Raw genomic sequence first — 17,373 nt, 5'->3', positions numbered from 1 at the left:
CCCCATGTCCGCCACCGTCTCCTTCAAGGTCCCCTCCCCGGGTGGCCCGCAGCCCGTGACCGTCTCCTACGCGCGCGTGGGCAGCGGCGAGCCGCTGCTCCTGCTGCACGGCATCGGTCACCACCGGCAGGCCTGGGACCCGGTGGTGGACATCCTGGCGACCGAGCGCGACGTCATCGCCGTGGACCTGCCCGGCTTCGGCGTCTCCCCCGGTCTGCCGGACGGGCTCGCGTACGACCTGGCCACCACGACGGCCGTGTTCGGCGCGTTCTGCGAGGCGCTGGAGCTCGACCGTCCGCATGTGGCGGGCAACTCCCTCGGCGGTCTGCTCGCGCTCGAGCTCGGCCGCGAGAAACTCGTGCGGTCCGTGACCGCGCTGTCCCCGGCCGGATTCTGGTCCGAGGCCGAACGCCGTTACGCCTTCGGCGTGCTGATCGCCATGCGGCGCATCTCGCGCCGCCTGCCGCTGCCCCTGGTGCAGCGGCTGTCGCGTTCGGCGGCCGGGCGGACCATGCTGACGAGCACCATCTACGCCCGCCCGGGCCGCCGTTCACCCGAGGCCGTGGTCGCCGAGACGCTCGCCCTGGCGCAGGCGACCGGGTTCGACGCGACCCTCCGGGCGGGCAGCGCCGTCCAGTTCACCGACGACCTGCCCGGCGTCCCGGTCACCGTGGGCTGGGGCAGCAGGGACATGCTGCTCGTGCGCCGCCAGGGCGTGCGCGCCAAGCAGATCATCCCCAGGGCGCGCCTGGTGCGGCTGCCCGGCTGCGGGCACTGCCCGATGAACGACGACCCGGCGCTGGTCGCCCGCGTCATCCTCGACGGCAGCCGCGTGCCCGAGCGCAGCCGCTGACGCCTTGCGCCTGCGGGCCACCGCACCGGATCCCAGGGCGACGCCCGCGCCGACCAGGGCGCTGCCGAGGGCCTGGGCGGGCCCGTAGGAGCCTGTTCCGACGAGCGGGGCGGTGCAGGCGGCGGCGACCGGGATGAGGCCGGAGAACAGCGTCGCGCGCTCGGCGCCGAGCCGCTGCATGCCCATGTACCAGCACACGAAACCGACGACGGTGACGACCGCCGCCTGCCACAGCAGTGCGGCGGTCTCGGTGGCGTCGGGGCGCCGCACCCATGTGGTGCCGTCCACCAGCAGCCCTGCTGCCGCGGACTCGGCGGCGGCGATGGCGCACACCGTGGCGGACAGCAGCCGGGGTCCCAGGGGCCGCAGGACCGGCACGGCGAGGACGGCGAACCCGACCTCCCCGGCCAGCGCGCAGGCGGAGAACGCGATCCCCGTGCCGTCCGTGCGCCCCCATCCCTGCACCGTGAAGGCACCGCAGCCGACCAGCAACGCCCCGTGGAGGACCGTGCGTTGGGGCCGGCGTCCGTCCAGGAGCGGCACCAGGACGGCGACGACCACGGGCGCGCATCCCACGAAGACCCCGGGCACCGCCGGCTCCGCGGAGCGCTCCGCCGCGATCACGGCCAGGTTGAAGCCGACCATGCCGACGGCGGCGAGCAGGGCCAGGCGCAGCCAGCGGCGGGGCGCAAGCGCGCGCAGCCGTGCCGTCGCCCCCTTGCCGGCCAGGGGCAGGAGCAGCAGGCAGGCGAGGCCGTAGCGCAGGAACTGGCCGCCCGCGTACGGGTAGTGGCCCAGGACGCTGTTGGCGGTGAAGGACCCTCCGACGAGGACACAGGCGAGCGCGGCCAGGAGGGCACCGCGCGTGGTGGTGGCGTTCATGACGGCGACGCTAGGCAGCGCGGCGGTCCGGTTTAAGGTCCATTTCCATGACGTCATCGGAGACCAATCGCGACGGGGCCCCCGGTCCGGCCGCGGCCACGCAGCCCGCCGGGACCGGCTCCCCCGCGTGGGAACTGCTCCTGCCGGCCGTCTCCGCTCCGGCACGCACGCGTGGGCGCTCGCTCCAGGCGGCACTGCGTGAGGCGGTGCGGACGGGGAGGCTGGCACCGGGCACCCGGCTGCCGTCGAGCCGGGATCTCGCCGCCGACCTCGGGGTGTCGCGGGGGCTGATCACCGAGGCGTACGAGCAGCTGACGGCGGAGGGCTATCTGCGCAGCGGGCGCGGGGCCGGCACCTGGGTGGGCGGCGCCGTGCGGGCTGCGCCGCCACGCGCGCGTGACCTCGCCCCGCGCTCCCCCGGTGTGCGGGCCGACTTCGTGGCGGGCACGCCGGACCTGTCGCTGTTCCCGCGCTCCGCCTGGGCGGCGGCGCAGCGGGCGGTCCTGGCGGAACTGCCGCACCAGGACCTCGGCTACCCCGATCCGCGCGGACTGCCGCAGCTGCGCACCGCTCTGGCCGAACTGCTGGCGCGCCGCCGGGGCGTCGTGGCCGATCCGGAGCGCATCGTCGTCGTCTCCGGGGTGGCACAGGCCACGACCCTGCTCGGATTCGTGCTCCACGCGCGCGGGGTACGCACCGTCGGCGTGGAGGACCCCGGCAGCCCGCAGCACGACGCCCTGTACGCCTCGGCCGGCGTCACGACCGTGCCGCTGCCCCTGGACGAGGAGGGGATCCTCGCCGGACCGCTGCGGGACTCGGACGTCCGGGCCGTGGTGACGACGCCGTCCCACCAGTTCCCCACCGGGATCGCCTACTCCGCGCGCCGGCGCACCCAACTGCTCGCCTGGGCACGGTCGGTGGACGGGCTCGTCCTGGAGGACGACTACGACGGCGACTTCCGCTACGACCGCGCCCCCGTGGGCGCGCTGCAGGGCCTCGACCCGGAGCACGTCGCGTACACGGGCTCCGTGAGCAAGTCGCTCGCCCCGGGGCTGCGGCTCGGCTGGCTGCTCGTACCGGAGTCGCTGGCCGACGAGGTGATCGAGCGCAAGCGCACCATGGATCTCGGCCATCCCACCCTCGACCAGGCGCTGTTCGCCCGCTTCGTCGAGCGGGGCGACTACGACCGCCAGCTGCGCCGCTGCCAGCGCGCGTACCGCGAGCGGCGGGACGCGCTCGTGGCCGCTCTGCGGGAGCACTTCCCGGGCGCGGAGGTCTCGGGGATCGCGGCGGGACTGCACGTCATCGCCGCCCTTCCGCGGCGATACGGCCCGCAGGAGGACTTCCTGGCGCGCGTGACCGCGGCGGGCGTGGCCGTACGCCCTCTCACGGACTACACGCACGCGCGTGCCGGACACGACGAGGCGGACGCCGTACGCCTGGTGCTCGGTTACGCCCATCTCGCGCCCGCGCGGATCCGGGAGGGCGTAGGGCTGATGGCGGGGACCACGACCGGGGCGTGAGGGCGGGACGACCGGCACACCGGGGGCCACGACCGGTGCGGCCCCTCCCCCGCGCAATCGACCGACCGGCCGGTTCCCCTGCCCCTGCGGTCAGTTGTTCACTTGCGGTTTCCGTGCGCGCTGCGGCGCACCAGTAGTTGTGGCATCGCACACTGGCCGGATCCCGTCCCTGGAGGCGCATCCATGACACACAGTCCGTTCCCGGGCCGCCGCGGCGTGCTGCGCGGCACCCTCGCCGCGTCGGCGGCCCTGACCCTGCCCACCGCCCTCGGCGCGGCCCCGGCCTTCGCCCTCTCGGGGCGCCCCAAGGCGGGCTGGGGTGTGCAGGCGGGAGACGTGACCTGCGACTCCGGGCTGGTGTGGGTGCGCTCCGACCGTCCGGCCCGGATGGTCGTCGAGACGTCCGCGACGGACTCCTTCCGCACCGCCCGCAGATGGCACGGCCCGCTGCTCGGCCCGGACTCCGACTTCACCGGCACGACCCGGCTGCACGGGCTGCCCGCGGGCGAGCAGATCCACTACCGCGTGCTGCTCGCCGACCCGGACGACCCGCGCCGCACCGGTGAGCCCGTGACCGGCACCTTCCGCACGGCTCCCGAGAAGCGGCGCCAGGACGTCAGGTTCGTGTGGTCCGGCGACCTGGCGGGCCAGGGCTGGGGCATCAACGAGTCGATCGGCGGCTACCGGATCTTCGACGCCATGGCGAAGCTGGACCCGGACTTCTTCCTGTGCAGCGGCGACAACATCTACGCCGACGGCGCCATCGCGGCGACGCAGGCGCTGCCCGACGGCAGCCTGTACCGCAACGTCACCACCGAGGAGAAGGCGCACGTCGCGGTCACGCTCGACGACTTCCGCGGCAACTTCCGCTACAACCTGCTGGACCAGGCGCTGCGCCGCTTCAACGCCCAGGTGCCGAACGTCGTCCAGTGGGACGACCACGAGGTCCGCAACAACTGGTACCCGGGCGAGGTCATCGGTTCCGGCACCCCCTACCCGGCCGGCACGAAGCTGGACGACCTGGCGCTGCGCTCCCGGCGCGCGTTCTCCGAGTACTTCCCCGTCTCCACCGTCAGCGGCCGCCCGGACGGACGGATCTACCGCGTCCACCACCACGGTCCGCTCCTCGACGTCTTCGTGCTCGACATGCGCACCTACCGCAACGCCAACTCGCCCGACGACCAGACGACCGACCCGCAGGGCATCCTCGGCGCCGAGCAGCTGGCGTGGCTCGAGCGCGAGCTGTCGCGGTCGCGCGCGGTGTGGAAGGTCATCGCCGCCGACATGCCGCTCGGGCTCGTCGTGCCCGACGGGGTCGAGGGCAAGGCCAACTTCGAGGCCGTCGCCCAGGGCGACCCGGGCGCGCCGCTCGGCCGCGAGCTGCAGATCGCGGAGCTGCTGCGGTACATCAAGCACCGCCGGATCACCGGCACGGTGTGGCTGACGGCCGACGTGCACCACACCTCGGCCCAGCACTACGACCCGTCGCGGGCGGCGTTCAAGGACTTCGAGCCGTTCTGGGAGTTCGTGTCGGGTCCGCTCAACGCCGGTGCCTTCCCGGCGAGCGCCCTCGACGCCACCTTCGGCCCGGACCGGGTGTTCGTGAAGGCCCCGACGGCCTCGAACGTCTCGCCGGCCGAGGGCTACCAGTTCTTCGGCGAGGTCGACATCGACGGCTCCAGCGGCGAGCTGACGGTGCGGCTGCGCGAGTACGACGGCACGGTGCTGTTCACCAGGACGCTGCAGCCCGGTCGCGTGGGCCAGTGACTCCCGTACCCTTGGCGTGGGCCGCGCACCGGCGTCATCCCCCGGTGCGCGGCCTCGGTGTATCCCCGAACTCGCCTGCCGGACAGGCGTCTTCGCAGGTCGGAGCCGATTGTCAGTGGTCGCCTCTACGGTTTTTCCATGACGCGATCTTTGCAGGCCGTGGCCTATCGCCGACCCTCCGCGCTGGAGTCCTCGGCGGGTGAACGACGCCTGGGACTGGAGACCTCCCAGGGTGCGACGCCGATGGGCGTCGAGGACCATCCCCGCTTCTTCGCGGGCTTCCTGACGTCGCCTCAGGTGGCCTCCGCCGGGCTGCTCGCGGTCGCGGACGTGGCCGCCGCGCGTTACTACCAGCGGCAGTTGCCGGCCTCGCTCGACCCGGTGGTGACGGGCAACGGCGACCGGCTGCGCTTCGAGTCCTTCTCCGGCTGCTGCGGGGTCTACGCCCGCCTGGACGTGCTGCGGCCGGGCCTGGACGGCGGCGAGGTGGGGCACGGCACGACGAACGTCGACGTCAACAACCCGCTGCGCGAGGCGCTTTCGCGGATCGGCTCGGAGGATCCGCTCCATCTGCGCGTCGGTCCCGACGAGCTGGCGGTGACCACGCTGGACGGCCCGGTCGTGGAGAAGAAGGTGCCGCTGCCGGACCGGTGGCTGCGCGGCTTCGCGGAGGCCCAGGTGATCGCGGCCGGCTTCGACCTGCGCGCGGAACTGCCCGCGGCGGAGGCCGTCCGGTTCCTGCGCGCACTCCCGCGCGGCGGAGTGCGCGCCTCGATGGGTCCGCGGTGGGTGGTGCCCGCCGGGCGCACCCTGCGGCCGACCACCCGGCCCGTGCCCGGCGCGGTGTGCCTGCCCGGTCCGGAGCGGCTGATCGCCCTTCAGCGCGTGCTGCGCCACGCCACCGCCCTGCGGGTCTACGGCCCCGCTGCCGCCGGAGCCGCCTCCGCCGCCAGTGCGTGGGAGGCCGTGCTGCCCGGGATGCGGCTGACGCTCACGCTGTCGCCGGACGCCTCCCGTGGCTTCTCCGGGGAGGGCGGCGTCCTGGACGCGCTCGCCACCGACGAGGCGGCCGAGGACGCGGAGCTGATCTCGGTGCTCCTCGCCTGGGAACCCCGGATCGACGTCGCCGACCTGGCCGCCTCCGCGGGCCTGCCGGCCGAGCGGGTCCGTGCGGCCCTGGTCCGCCTGGGCACCTCGGGTCGGGTCGGCTACGACACGGCGGAGGCGGCCTACTTCCACCGTGAACTGCCGTACGACGCCGAGCGCGTGGAGCGTCACAACCCGCGCCTGCGTGCGGCCCGGGCGCTGGTGGAGGCGGGCGCCATCGCCGTGGACGGCGCCCTCGGGACGGTGACCGCGCAGGACGGTCATGTGCACCGGGTGCGGGACGAGGCGGGGGTGCTCAGCTGCAGCTGTCTGTGGTGGGCGAAGTACCGGGGCGGGCGCGGACCGTGCAAGCACGCGCTGGCGGTGCGGATGGTGCGGCGCGGCGCAGACGCGGTGGAGCAGGGCGGGACCCGGGTCGACGGGGGTGTGCGATGAGCGTGCTGACGGATGCGGTGCGGGCGGGCCGGACGGCCGAGGTGGTGAGCCTGCTCGACGAGATGACGGACGCCGAACGGCGATCGCTCTTCGGTGAGTTGAAGGCGGTCCGCAAGGAGCTGCGAGCGGCCCCGTGGGACGCCGAATCCCGTCGCGCCTATCCGCCGCTGTATGTGGCCGGGGTGGCCTGCCAGACGGGTGCGGCGGCCGTCGCGACCTGGATCGCGGCCGCCGACATGCGCTGGTCCCGGACGTCGCCGGCGCTGCTGCTGCGCATCCTGGGCGACCGCGACCCGAGCTGGCTCGCCGACCTGACCCACCGGCTGGCGCAGCGTCCCGAGAGCGCGGGCGTGCCGTACGAGCTGATGGCCGGGCTGGTGCGGCTGTCGGGCTGCCCGGTGCCGACGACGGACGCGTACGTACGGGGCTGGCTGGGCCACATCGCCGGGACCTGGCAGCGGGAGGAGTCCGTGCTGAACCGGCTGCGGCAGGACCCGTACCTGCCGCGGCTCGTGGCGGCGCTCTTCGAGACCGAGGACATCGGGAGCTTCTTCGGCTGGCTGGCCGGGGAGGGCCCGAACAGCTGGTACGGCGCGCTGACACAGCTGGCCGGCGAGGGCACCCTGGACCGCGGGGCGATGGTGAACGCCTGTGTGGCCCGGCTTCTGCGGGGCGGTTCCGCCGCCGACCAGCGCGCGTTCCTGCGCCTGTTGAAGGAACTGTCCCTCACACCGGCCGAGCAGCGTGAGCGGACCGCGGACTGGCTCGCGCTCGCCTCCGACGCGGCCTCCCCGGTCGCCTCGCACGCGCAGTCGGTGCTCGGTGCCCTCGCCCTGGCGGGCGAGCTGACGCCTCGGCAGCTGGCGGAGATGTCCGACGCGGTGCTGTTCCGCCCCGAGCGGAAGCTGGTGCGCGCCCAGCTCGTCCTGCTCGGCAAGGCCCTCACCCGGGACGCCTCCGGGGCCGAGACGCTACTACCCGCTCTCGCGCAGGCCTTCGGACACGAGGACTCCGATGTGCAGGAGCGGGCGCTCAAGCTGGTGGAGCGCCATCTCAAGAAGGTCGGATCGGCACAGGTACGGGCCGAACTGGCCGCCGCGGCGGACCAGTTGCCGTCGGCTCTGCGCGTGCGGGCGGTCTCGACGCTCGGCGCCGAGCGGGTGGTACCCGAGCCCTTCGTGTACGAGGAGGTGCTGCCTCCGGTCCCGCAACCAGTGCGGCTGGCGCCCACGCCGGAGTCGGCGGCCGAGGTCGCCGAGGAGGTCAATGCGCTGATGGCCACGGAGGGGGACGTGGCCACGTTCGAGCGGGCGCTGGACGGTCTCGTGCGGCACGCCCACCGGAACGGTGACGGTCTCCTCGAGGCGCTCGCGCCGGTGGTCGCCCGCCGCTGGTGGAACAGCACGGACACCGGGTACGTCATGCACCCGGACGACCACTTCGGCCGGGCCAACCGCGTCCTCACGGCCGCGGACGGGCTCGACCTCCTCCTCGCCACGCTCCGGGGACGCGTGCGCACGGCGACGCTTCTGGCGCCGGTCCAGCACGGGACCGCGGCCCAAGCCTGCATCCACAGCCCGCTCTCCCGGGCCTTCGAGGCCCGCCTGTGGGAGGTGGCGTACCGGCTGCGGACCGACCCGCTGCCGTTCCTGCTGTCGACGCCCACCTGGAGCACGGGCCTGTTGGAGCCGGACGAACTGGTGGCCCGCCTGGACGAGTACCGGCGCCTGGGCGCGCGGGTTTCGGCGGCGGACTTCGCACAGGCACTGCTGCGGGTACGCCGGGCCGACCGCGGTGCGGCCACGGTGGCCGCCGAGCGCGCGGCGGCGCTCGGCACGGCGGAGGGTGCGCGGCTCGCCGCCTGGCTGACGTACGAGGGCCCCGATCTGCCCACGGACCGGCGGCGGTCCTCGGGCGCCCGCATCCTGCTCGAGTGCGGTGAACTCCTGCAGCTCCAGGAGGACTTCCCTGCGGAGTTCCGTCCGCTGGGCAGGCCGGTGACCGTGTTCAGGGAGCGCTGGTACTGCTACCACTGGGACCCGGGCATGCGCGGCCACTGGCTGGCGCTGCTGCCCGAGCGGCGCGAGCTGGTGGCGATACGCCTGCTGCGCGACGCGTCCACCGCGGCCGTGGACGACATGCGGGGCGCCGCCTCCTTCCTGCCCCTGCTCGCCGAGGCGGGCGGCGAGGCGGGCGAGGCCGTCCACCTGTGCCTGGCGTACGGGCTCGGCGCCCGGCAGCCGGAGGACCGGCTCGCCGCAGTGGACGCGCTGCTGACGCTGGCGGCGGACGGGCAGCTCGACGGGGCCCGACTGGGCGCGGATCTGGGGCAGTTGATACGCCGCGGGGCGGTGAAGCCGCTCCGCCTGGCGGAATCGGCCCGCACCGCGGCGGCCACGGGCGCGAACGCCACGATCTGGGGGATGCTGCGGCACACCCTGCCCGTGCTGCTGGCCGAGCTCGCGGTGGGCGGCACGGGAGCGTCGGCGCGCGGCCTCGGTGAGCTGCTGGCGGTGGCCGCGGAGTGCGCCGAGCGTTCCGGAGCCCGCGGCGAACTACCACACCTGGCACAGACGGCGCAGCGCCGCGGCTCGTCCCGGCTGGTGTCGCAGGCACGCCGGCTGCGCAGCGCGCTGGCGCCGGAGCTGGCCGCCTGATGCCGGGTGCGGGCGCAGTGCCGGTGTGCCCGGTCGCACGCCGCAACAGTCAAAAATTCCACAAAAGGCACATAGACATGCTTTACCCATCGGTCACAAAGCGTTCGTGATCACGCAACACCCTTCCTTCACAGTGGTTCCATGAGTCGATACATGTCTGACGTGACGCGTACGCAGCAGGGTGGTTCGGTACGGACGGCGGTCCGGGCCGCCAAGGAGGGGTTCCAGACGTGGTGGACACGCCGCCACGAACACGCACCGCCGTCGAGCGATACCGGCGCCCGGTCACTGCCGCTGGAGCAGCAGGCCGGGCCGTCCGTGGAGAGTTCGCTGTGGCGGATGCGGACGACGGTGAAGGACGAGCCGGGATCGCTGGCCGCGCTGTGCACCGCGCTGGCCGGCCGGCGGGTCGACATCCTGAGCCTGCAGACGCATCCGCTGGCCGAGGGCACCGTGGACGAGTTCCTGCTGCGGGCTCCCGGTGAGCTCATGGCGTCCGAGCTCACCGAGGTGGTGTCGCTGGCCGGCGGCACCGACACATGGCTCGAGCGGGCCGACGCCCACGACCTGGTCGATGCGCCCACCCGGGTCCTGGGCCTCGCCGCGCGTACCGCCCTGGACTCGGCCGAACTGCCGCTCGCGCTCCGGCAGTTGCTGGGCCGGTGCACCATCCGTCAGTTGCCGGCGGCGCCGGTCGGCGGTGGCAGGGCGCCGCAGGGCGTGCCCGACGAGGGGGCGCTGGAGGACACCGTCATGCGGCTGCGGGCGCCGGACGGCGGAGTGATCACCGTGGAGCGGCCGTATCTGGCGTTCACGCCCACCGAGTTCGCCCGGGCGCGGGCGCTGGTGGAGCTGGACGCCCGGCTCGGCCCGCGCCTGCCGCTCGGCCAGGACGTGCTGACGCTGCCCGAGGGCAACGAGATCACCGTGCGCCGGGCCGACGAGCGCGACCTGGAGGCCGCGAGGGCGATGCACGACCGCTGCTCGTCGCGGACGCTCGGCCTGCGCTACCACGGGCCGGTCGGCGACGCGGACCGCTACCTCAGCCACCTGCTCAGCCCGCGCTTCGGCCGCACGCTGGCGGTGCAGACGGCGTCGGGCCGCATCGTCGGCCTGGGACACCTGCTGTGGGACGGGGACGAGACGGAGGTCGCGCTGCTGGTCGAGGACAAGTGGCAGCGGCGCGGCATCGGCGGTGAACTGCTGCGGCGGCTCGTGTCGCTGGCGGTCGAGGCGCGCTGCGCCAGCGTGTACGCCGTGACGCAGGCGTCCAACACCGGCATGGTCGGGGCGATGCGGGGCCTGGGGCTCCCCCTCGACTATCAGATCGAGGAGGGCACCCTGGTCATCACGGCCCGGCTGGACGAGGGCGCGTGGCCCGGAGAGCTGTCCGGTGCCGGTGAATTTGGGCGGGTCGAAGCGCCCTAGGGGTTTCGCTCAGATGGCGACCGCGGGTGCGTCGTGGCTGAGCGCGCAGTTCCCCGCGCCCCTGACGGGGCTCGGGGCCGCCCCCAACGCCTCGTCCAGGTCCGTCCAGAGGTCTTCCACGTCCTCCAGCCCCACCGACAGGCGCAGCAGGTGGTCGCTGACGCCCGCGCCTCGGCGGTCGTCGGCGTCCACGATGCGGTGGCTGATGGAGGCGGGGTGCTGGATGAGGGTGTCGACGCTGCCCAGGCTCACCGCCGGGGTGATCAGGCGGACGGCGGCGATGACCTCGTGCGGGTCGCCCGTCACCTCGAAGGCGATCATCGCGCCGCCGATGCGCGGGTAGTGGACGCGGGAGACACGGGGGTCGGCGGCGAGGCGGCGGGCGAGTTCGGCGGCGTTCGCGGAGGCCGCGCGCACGCGCACCGGAAGGGTCGCGAGTCCGCGCAGCAGCAGGTAGCCGGCGAGCGGGTGCAGGACGCCACCGGTGGCGAAGCGGACCTGCCGCAGCTGCCCGGCGAGCTCCTCGTCGCAGGCCACCACGCCGGCCATCACGTCCCCGTGCCCGCCGAGGTACTTGGTGGCGCTGTGCAGCACCAGCCGTGCACCCTGTTCGGCCGGGCGCTGCAGCACCGGTGTGGCGAAGGTGTTGTCGGCGAGCAGCGGGACGGTGCCGCAGGCGTGGGCGACGGCCCGCAGGTCGACTTCGGCCAGGGTCGGGTTGGCCGGGGACTCGACCATCACCAGGCCGGTGTCGGGGCGCAGCGCGTCGGTGATCCCGGCGGGGTCGGTCCAGGTCACCTCGGAGCCGAGCAGGCCCGCGGTGAGCAGGTGGTCGCTGCAGCCGTACAGCGGCCGTACGGCGACGACGTGGCGCAGGCCGGCCGAGGCCCGCACCAGCAGGACGGCGGTGAGCGCGGCCATGCCGCTGGCGAACGCCACCGCGGACTCGGTGCCCTCCAGCCGGGCGAGCGCGGTCTCGAAGCGGGCGACCGTCGGATTGCCGAGGCGCCCGTAGACGGGCGGCCCCTCGGGCTCGGCACCGGTGGTGGCGAAAGCGTCGATCCGGGCGGCCTCGCCCCGGCTGTCGTACGAGGGATACGTGGTCGACAGGTCGATCGGCGCGGCGTGCAGTCCCTGCCGGGCGAGATCGTCGCGGCCGGCATGGACGGCTTCGGTGGCCAGTGCTCTCGGCGCGCCGTGCAGTGCTCTCGTGGAGTCCATGGACGGAGGATGAACAACCACCGGGTCACCCGGCGCGGACCCCGTGCTACGTTCGGCCGATGGCCGAATCTGTCGTACTGGATCCGGTGGACCTCCATCTGCTGCGGCTGCTGCAGAACGACGCCCGGACCACCTACCGTGACCTCGCCGCCCAGGTCGGCGTGGCGGCGTCGACCTGCCTGGACCGCGTGACGCGGCTGCGCCGCGCGGGCGTGATCCTCGGGCATCAGCTCCGGCTCGATCCGGCCAAGCTCGGGCGGGGCCTGGAGGCGCTGCTCTCGGTGCAGGTCAGGCCGCACCGGCGGGAGCTGGTCGGGCCGTTCGTGGACCGCATCAAGGCGCTGCCGGAGTCCCGTACGGTCTTCCATCTCACCGGCCCCGACGACTACCTCGTGCACGTGGCGGTCGCCGACATGGCGGATCTGCAGCGGCTGGTCCTGGACGAGTTCACCTCGCGGCGCGAAGTGGCGCGCGTGGAGACCCGGTTGATCTTCCAGCAGTGGGACTGCGGACCGCTGCTGCCGCCTTCGCCCTCGGCACAATCCACGTGACGTGCGGCGGCCCCTCGTACGAGGATGGGCCGCATGTCACAGACCACGAACCCGCTGCCCCGAGAGGTCGCCGACGCCTACGTCGACGAGCTCATCGCCCTCGACCCGGTGACCGGCACGTACCTCGGCGTGAAGGAGAGTTCGAGCAGACTGCCCGATCTGTCGCCCGCGGGCCAGGAGGCGCAGGCGGAGCTGGCGCGGCGGACGCTGGCGCGGCTCGACGAGGCCGAGCGGCAGCCCGGCGCCGACAGTGACATCGAGCGCCGGTGCGGCCGGCTGCTGCGCGAGCGGCTGACCGCCGAACTGGCCGTGCACGAGGCCGAGGAGGGCCTGCGCGCGGTCGGCAACATGGCGACCCCCGCCCACTCGGTGCGCGACGTCTTCACCGTGACCCCGAACCAGACCGACGAGGACTGGGCGGCGATCGCCGAGCGGCTGCGTGCCGTGCCCGCGGCGCTGGCGGGCTACCGCGAGTCCCTCACGCTCGGTCTGGAGCGCAAGCTCCTCGCGGCTCCGCGTCCGACGGCCACCTTCGTCGAGCAGCTCACCGAGTGGTCGGACGGGGACGGCAGGGACCGCGGCTGGTTCGAGGACTTCGCCTCGGCCGGTCCCGAGTCGCTGCGCGCGGAGCTGGACGAGGCGGCCCGTACGGCGACCGCCGCCGTGGTGGAGCTGCGCGACTGGATGCGCGACGTGTACGCGCCGGCCGTCGAGGGCGCGCCGAACACGGTGGGCCGCGAGCGGTACGCGCGCTGGGCGCGCTACTTCAACGGCACGGATCTCGACCTGGACGAGGCGTACGCGTACGGCTGGTCCGAGTACCACCGGCTGCTCGGCGAGATGAAGCAGGAGGCCGAGAAGATCCTGCCCGGCGCCGAGACCCCGTGGGTGGCGCTGGCCCACCTCGACGAGCACGGCAAGCACATCGAGGGCGTCGACGAGGTCCGCGACTGGCTGCAGGGCCTGATGGACCAGGCGATCGACGAGCTGGACGGCACGCACTTCGAACTCGCCGAGCGGGTGCGGAAGGTGGAGTCGTGCATCGCCCCGCCCGGCAGCGCGGCGGCGCCGTACTACACGGCCCCCTCGGAGGACTTCTCCCGCCCCGGCCGCACATGGCTGCCGACGATGGGGCAGACCCGTTTCCCGGTCTACGACCTCGTCTCGACCTGGTACCACGAGGGCGTTCCGGGGCATCACCTCCAGCTCGCGCAGTGGGCCCACGTCGCCGGGAACCTCTCCCGCTACCAGGCCACCATCGGCGGGGTCAGCGCCAACGCCGAGGGCTGGGCGCTGTACGCGGAGCGGCTGATGGACGAGCTGGGCTACCTCACGGACGCGGAGCAGCGGCTCGGCTACCTCGACGCGCAGATGATGCGGGCCGCCCGGGTCATCGTCGACATCGGCATGCACCTGGAGCTGGAGATCCCGGCGGACTCGCCCTTCCACCCCGGCGAGCGCTGGACGCCCGAGCTCGCCCAGGAGTTCTTCGGCTCGCACAGCAGCCGCCCGGCGGACTTCGTGGAGAGCGAGCTGACCCGCTACCTCACGATCCCCGGCCAGGCGATCGGCTACAAGCTCGGCGAGCGGGCCTGGCTGCTGGGCCGGGAGAAGGCGCGCGAGCGGCACGGCGACGCCTTCGACCTCAAGGCCTGGCACATGGCGGCGCTCTCCCAGGGCTCGCTCGGCCTGGACGACCTGGTGGACGAGCTCGCCCAGCTCTGAGCCGGGCACGATCCGGACGTCAGAACCGGTTCAGGACCGTTTCCGGACCGGTTCCGGTCCGGCTCAGCGGCGGAAGCCGCCCTCCGAGTCGATCACCTGACCCGTGATCCAGTCCGCCTCGTCCGTGGCGAGCCACGCGATGAGGCGGGCCGGGTCGTCGGGCCTGCCCCAGCGGCCCGCGGGGAAGTGGGCGGCGACCATCTCGTACGTCTCCCCGGTCGCGTAACCCGTGTCCACCGGGCCCGGGTTGACGGTGTTCACCGTGATCGCCCGTTCGGCGAGGGTGGTCGACAGGGAGCGCGTGATCGACGCGAGGGCGCCCTTCTGGAGGGCGTAGGCGATCTCGTCCGGCATGCCGCCCGCGATGTCCTGACCGGAGGTCATCGTCACGACGCGTCCGCCGGGGGTTCGCGCGGGCAGGGCGGCGCGGTGGCGGGCGTAGGCCTGGACGAGGAGCAGCACCGAGCGCGTGTCGACGGCCCAGTGCGCGTCGAGCATCGCGGCGTCGATGGTGTCGAGGGTGCCGTCGCTGCCGCTGAGGGCGTGGTTGGCGACGAGGATGTCGAGCCGGCCGCCGAGCGCCGCGGCGGCCGTGGCGACCAGCTCAGCGGGTGCGGCCGGGTCGCTCAAGTCGCCCGGTCCCGCGACGACTTGGGCCGAAGGATCGCCGAGCGCCGCACGGACGGAGGCGGTCACGTCCTCGATACGGTCGCCGCCCCAGGGCATGGCGGTGTCGTGCGGCACATGATGGTGCAGATAGACGCTCGCCCCGTACGCGGCGAGCCGCCGGGCCACGGCATGTCCGATGCCGGCGCGTCTGCTCGCCCCGGTCACCAGAGCGGTACGGCCGCGCAGGGGCAGCGGATCACGGCGCAGTTCTTCGGGTCCGGGGTGCGGCGGGAGCGACATGGACGACCATGATGGAGATCACCGGCCGGTTTCGCACCCGAATATCCGCGCGGCCCCAGTGGGCCACCCCGGGCTGCCGGCGCGCGCCAAGTCCTAGGGCAGCGACCGCAGTTGTACGAGGCCCAGCCAAGTCTCCGGACCCGGCTGGACGTTGGCCGCGCGTACCGCGTACCTGCCCGGTGCCAGTTCTACCCGGAGGGTCTCGGTGCGCTGCGTCTCGCCGCCGGGAAAGGCCGAGTCGAACAGCACGACCGGTCCCGGCACCACCCAGTGCACCTCCTGCCCCCAGTCCGCGGCGGCGAGGGCGGCCGGTACGCCGGACAGGAGTTCGTCCTCGGAGTTCGCGGCCCACCACCGGACGAAGGTGCCGTGCTCCGGCAGGTAGGCGGTGGCGGCGGGTTCGTCGCCCAGGACCAGGGCCGCCGAGTCGCCGACCGGGAGCAGTCCGACGAAGCCGTCGACCTCACAGGCCCGGTCGTAGTCGGACGCGTTCTCCTCGCCGTCGGCGCCCGCCCAGAACGGCAGCACCGTCTCCGGCACCGCGATGAGCGGCCCACCGCCCGACTCGACCCACTCCACCGCTCCGGCCTCCGCGTATCGCACCATGGTGCGGAACGGTACACGCACCAGGAACTCTCAACTCCGCTTTCCTCTCAGCAGCCGCAGTCGTCCCCGGCCGCGGGTGCCGTCAACGGGTCCGGGGTGCGCCGCTCGCGGCCCTCCCAGGTCTCGAACTCGAAGCCCTCGCGCGCCCAGTACTCGAAGCCGCCGAGCATCTCCTTGACCTGGTAGCCGAGTTCGGCGAGGGCGAGGGCGGCCCGGGTCGCGCCGTTGCAGCCGGGGCCCCAGCAGTACGTGACCACCGGCACCGCCGGGTCGAGGAGCTGCCCGGCCTGCTCGGGGATGAGCGCGGTCGGCAGGTGGACCGCGCCGGGCACGTGCCCCTGGTCCCAGGCCTCGGTCGAGCGGGAGTCCAGGACGACGAACCCGGGGTCGCCGCCGGCCGCGAGCGCGGCGGCGACGTCGGACACGTCGGCGTGGAAGACGAGGCTCGCGCGGAAGTAGGCGGCGGCCTCGGCCGGGGCGGCGGGGGCCGTGCGCAGGACGGGATTCACGGTGTCAGCGATCATGTGCAGAAATCTATGCCGGTCGTGAGGCCGTCTGAAGCGGCGATCCCCGGGCCTGCCCTTGATCGGCCGGGGATTCCCCTGCTATCCATCACGGATGACCACGTTTTCCCCGGACGCCACCGACTGGCGCATCCTCGACGTCCTCCAGCGCGAGGGGCGCGCCAGCTTCGCCGAGCTGGCGCGCGCCGTCTCCATGTCGCCGAGCGCGGTGACCGAACGGGTGCGCCGCCTGGAGGAGGCGGGCGTCATCCAGGGCTACGCCGCCGTCGTCGACCCGGACCGGCTGGGGCTGCCGATCCTGGCGTTCGTACGGCTCAGGTATCCGAACGGAAACTACAAGCCCTTCCACGACCTGGTCGCCGTGACCCCGGAGATCCTCGAGGCGCACCATGTGACGGGCGACGACTGCTTCGTCATCAAGGTCGCCGCGCGCACGATGCGCCATCTGGAAGAGGTGGCCGGCCGGATCGGCGCGCTGGGCTCTGTGACCACGAGCGTCGTCTACTCGTCCCCGCTGCCCCGGCGGCCGCTCGGCCACTGACAGGCGGCACCAGCCGGTCCTACCGGGCTCCCCGCTGCCGCAGCACGGACCCGGATCTGCCCTTCACGACCTCCAGCTGCGCGTGGATACGGCGTCTGAGGTCCGCCACGTGGCTGACGATCCCGACGCTGCGGTCCCGTTCGCGCAGGGAGTCGAGCACGTCGAGGACCTCGTCGAGGGTCTGGTCGTCGAGGCTGCCGAAGCCCTCGTCGATGAAGAGCGTGTCCAGGCGGACCCCGCCGGCCTCGTCGGTGACGACGTCTGCGAGGCCGAGGGCGAGCGCGAGCGAGGCGAAGAACGTCTCGCCGCCCGACAGCGTCGCCGTGTCCCGCTCCCGTCCGGTCCACGCGTCGACGACATGCAGCCCGAGGCCGCTGCGGCCGCGTCCGGCCCGGTCGTCGGAGTGGACGAGGGTGTACCGGCCCGACGACATCCGCTGCAGCCGCACGGTCGCCGCGGCCGCCACCTGCTCCAGACGGGCCGCCAGCACGTACGACTCCAGGCGCATCTTGCGCTCGTTCTCCGCCGAGGTGCCCGCGGCGAGCGCGGCCAGGCGGGCCACCCGGTCGTACTCCTCGCGCAGCGGCGCCAGGCGGCGTACGCCCGCGGCCGCCCGCGCGGAGAGCCGGTCGAGCTCGCCGCAC

At 73.8% G+C, this 17,373-nt stretch carries 14 protein-coding genes and 1 pseudogene; 9 read left to right on the top strand and 6 right to left on the bottom strand.

The features are described from left to right. The first annotated feature begins 4 nt into the window (after window positions 1-4). Complete coding sequence (locus tag ACFU97_RS28630) at window positions 5-853, top strand: alpha/beta fold hydrolase (protein ID WP_384262086.1); 849 nt, start codon at window positions 5-7, stop codon at window positions 851-853. Window positions 854-946: 93 nt separating this feature from the next. Here ACFU97_RS28630 and ACFU97_RS28625 read toward each other — a convergent pair. Beyond that, window positions 947-1,735: pseudogene (locus ACFU97_RS28625) on the bottom strand (EamA family transporter); the annotation flags it as partial. Between the two features lie 47 nt (window positions 1,736-1,782). Here ACFU97_RS28625 and ACFU97_RS28620 point away from each other — a divergent pair. The 5 genes from ACFU97_RS28620 (at window position 1,783) to ACFU97_RS28600 (ending at window position 10,652) form a co-directional block, all read left to right on the top strand. Continuing rightward, window positions 1,783-3,258, top strand: coding sequence for a PLP-dependent aminotransferase family protein (locus tag ACFU97_RS28620; RefSeq protein WP_384262083.1), 1,476 nt, complete (start codon window positions 1,783-1,785; stop codon window positions 3,256-3,258). A gap of 183 nt (window positions 3,259-3,441) precedes the next feature. After that, a complete protein-coding gene (locus tag ACFU97_RS28615; protein WP_384262080.1) occupies window positions 3,442-5,025 on the top strand; it encodes an alkaline phosphatase D family protein in 1,584 nt (527 codons plus the stop codon). 138 nt (window positions 5,026-5,163) lie between these two features. Continuing rightward, window positions 5,164-6,567 (top strand): SWIM zinc finger family protein, encoded by a 1,404-nt coding sequence (locus ACFU97_RS28610; RefSeq protein ID WP_384262077.1) that lies wholly within the window; start codon window positions 5,164-5,166, stop codon window positions 6,565-6,567. Continuing rightward, window positions 6,564-9,224 carry a DUF6493 family protein gene (locus ACFU97_RS28605; protein ID WP_384262074.1) on the top strand — a complete coding sequence of 887 codons (2,661 nt, stop codon included), beginning with the start codon at window positions 6,564-6,566 and terminating at the stop codon, window positions 9,222-9,224. Before ACFU97_RS28610 ends, ACFU97_RS28605 begins: the two co-directional genes overlap by 4 nt. Window positions 9,225-9,377: 153 nt before the next feature. After that, entirely contained in the window at window positions 9,378-10,652 is a 1,275-nt protein-coding gene (locus tag ACFU97_RS28600) for a GNAT family N-acetyltransferase (protein WP_384262071.1), read from the top strand. Between the two features lie 9 nt (window positions 10,653-10,661). Here ACFU97_RS28600 and ACFU97_RS28595 read toward each other — a convergent pair whose 3' ends face one another. After that, window positions 10,662-11,873 carry a trans-sulfuration enzyme family protein gene (locus ACFU97_RS28595; protein ID WP_384262068.1) on the bottom strand — a complete coding sequence of 404 codons (1,212 nt, stop codon included), beginning with the start codon at window positions 11,871-11,873 and terminating at the stop codon, window positions 10,662-10,664. Between the two features lie 59 nt (window positions 11,874-11,932). On the opposite strand from ACFU97_RS28595, the gene ACFU97_RS28590 reads away from it, so the two are divergent. Together ACFU97_RS28590 and ACFU97_RS28585 are read left to right on the top strand one after the other, a co-directional pair. Then, window positions 11,933-12,424: an Lrp/AsnC family transcriptional regulator gene (locus ACFU97_RS28590; RefSeq protein ID WP_384262065.1), complete on the top strand. Its 492-nt coding sequence runs from the start codon at window positions 11,933-11,935 to the stop codon at window positions 12,422-12,424. A 33-nt stretch (window positions 12,425-12,457) separates the two neighbouring features. Continuing rightward, window positions 12,458-14,149 carry a DUF885 domain-containing protein gene (locus ACFU97_RS28585; protein WP_384262063.1) on the top strand — a complete coding sequence of 564 codons (1,692 nt, stop codon included), beginning with the start codon at window positions 12,458-12,460 and terminating at the stop codon, window positions 14,147-14,149. A gap of 63 nt (window positions 14,150-14,212) precedes the next feature. Here the strand turns inward: ACFU97_RS28585 and ACFU97_RS28580 are convergent, their stop codons facing one another. The 3 genes from ACFU97_RS28580 to ACFU97_RS28570 form a co-directional block, all read right to left on the bottom strand. Continuing rightward, window positions 14,213-15,058 (bottom strand): SDR family oxidoreductase, encoded by an 846-nt coding sequence (locus ACFU97_RS28580; RefSeq protein ID WP_384262060.1) that lies wholly within the window; start codon window positions 15,056-15,058, stop codon window positions 14,213-14,215. Between the two features lie 93 nt (window positions 15,059-15,151). Further along, window positions 15,152-15,664 carry an immunity 21 family protein gene (locus tag ACFU97_RS28575; RefSeq protein WP_384262057.1) on the bottom strand — a complete coding sequence of 171 codons (513 nt, stop codon included), beginning with the start codon at window positions 15,662-15,664 and terminating at the stop codon, window positions 15,152-15,154. 47 nt (window positions 15,665-15,711) lie between these two features. After that, the gene (locus tag ACFU97_RS28570) at window positions 15,712-16,188 is read right to left on the bottom strand and encodes a rhodanese-like domain-containing protein (RefSeq protein ID WP_384262054.1); all 477 of its coding nucleotides are present in this window, start codon (window positions 16,186-16,188) and stop codon (window positions 15,712-15,714) included. 94 nt (window positions 16,189-16,282) lie between these two features. On the opposite strand from ACFU97_RS28570, the gene ACFU97_RS28565 reads away from it, so the two are divergent. After that, window positions 16,283-16,729, top strand: coding sequence for an Lrp/AsnC family transcriptional regulator (locus ACFU97_RS28565; RefSeq protein WP_384262051.1), 447 nt, complete (start codon window positions 16,283-16,285; stop codon window positions 16,727-16,729). A 19-nt stretch (window positions 16,730-16,748) separates the two neighbouring features. Here the strand turns inward: ACFU97_RS28565 and ACFU97_RS28560 are convergent. After that, window positions 16,749-17,373: SbcC/MukB-like Walker B domain-containing protein (locus tag ACFU97_RS28560; RefSeq protein ID WP_384262049.1), on the bottom strand; the 625-nt coding region annotated here is incomplete at its 5' end.

The organism is Streptomyces sp. NPDC057616, from assembly GCF_042800575.1.
Taxonomy (GTDB): Bacteria; Actinomycetota; Actinomycetes; order Streptomycetales; family Streptomycetaceae; genus Streptomyces.
The sequence above is the reverse complement of the archived record's forward strand: the minus strand, read 5'-3'. Positions and strand labels throughout refer to the sequence as shown.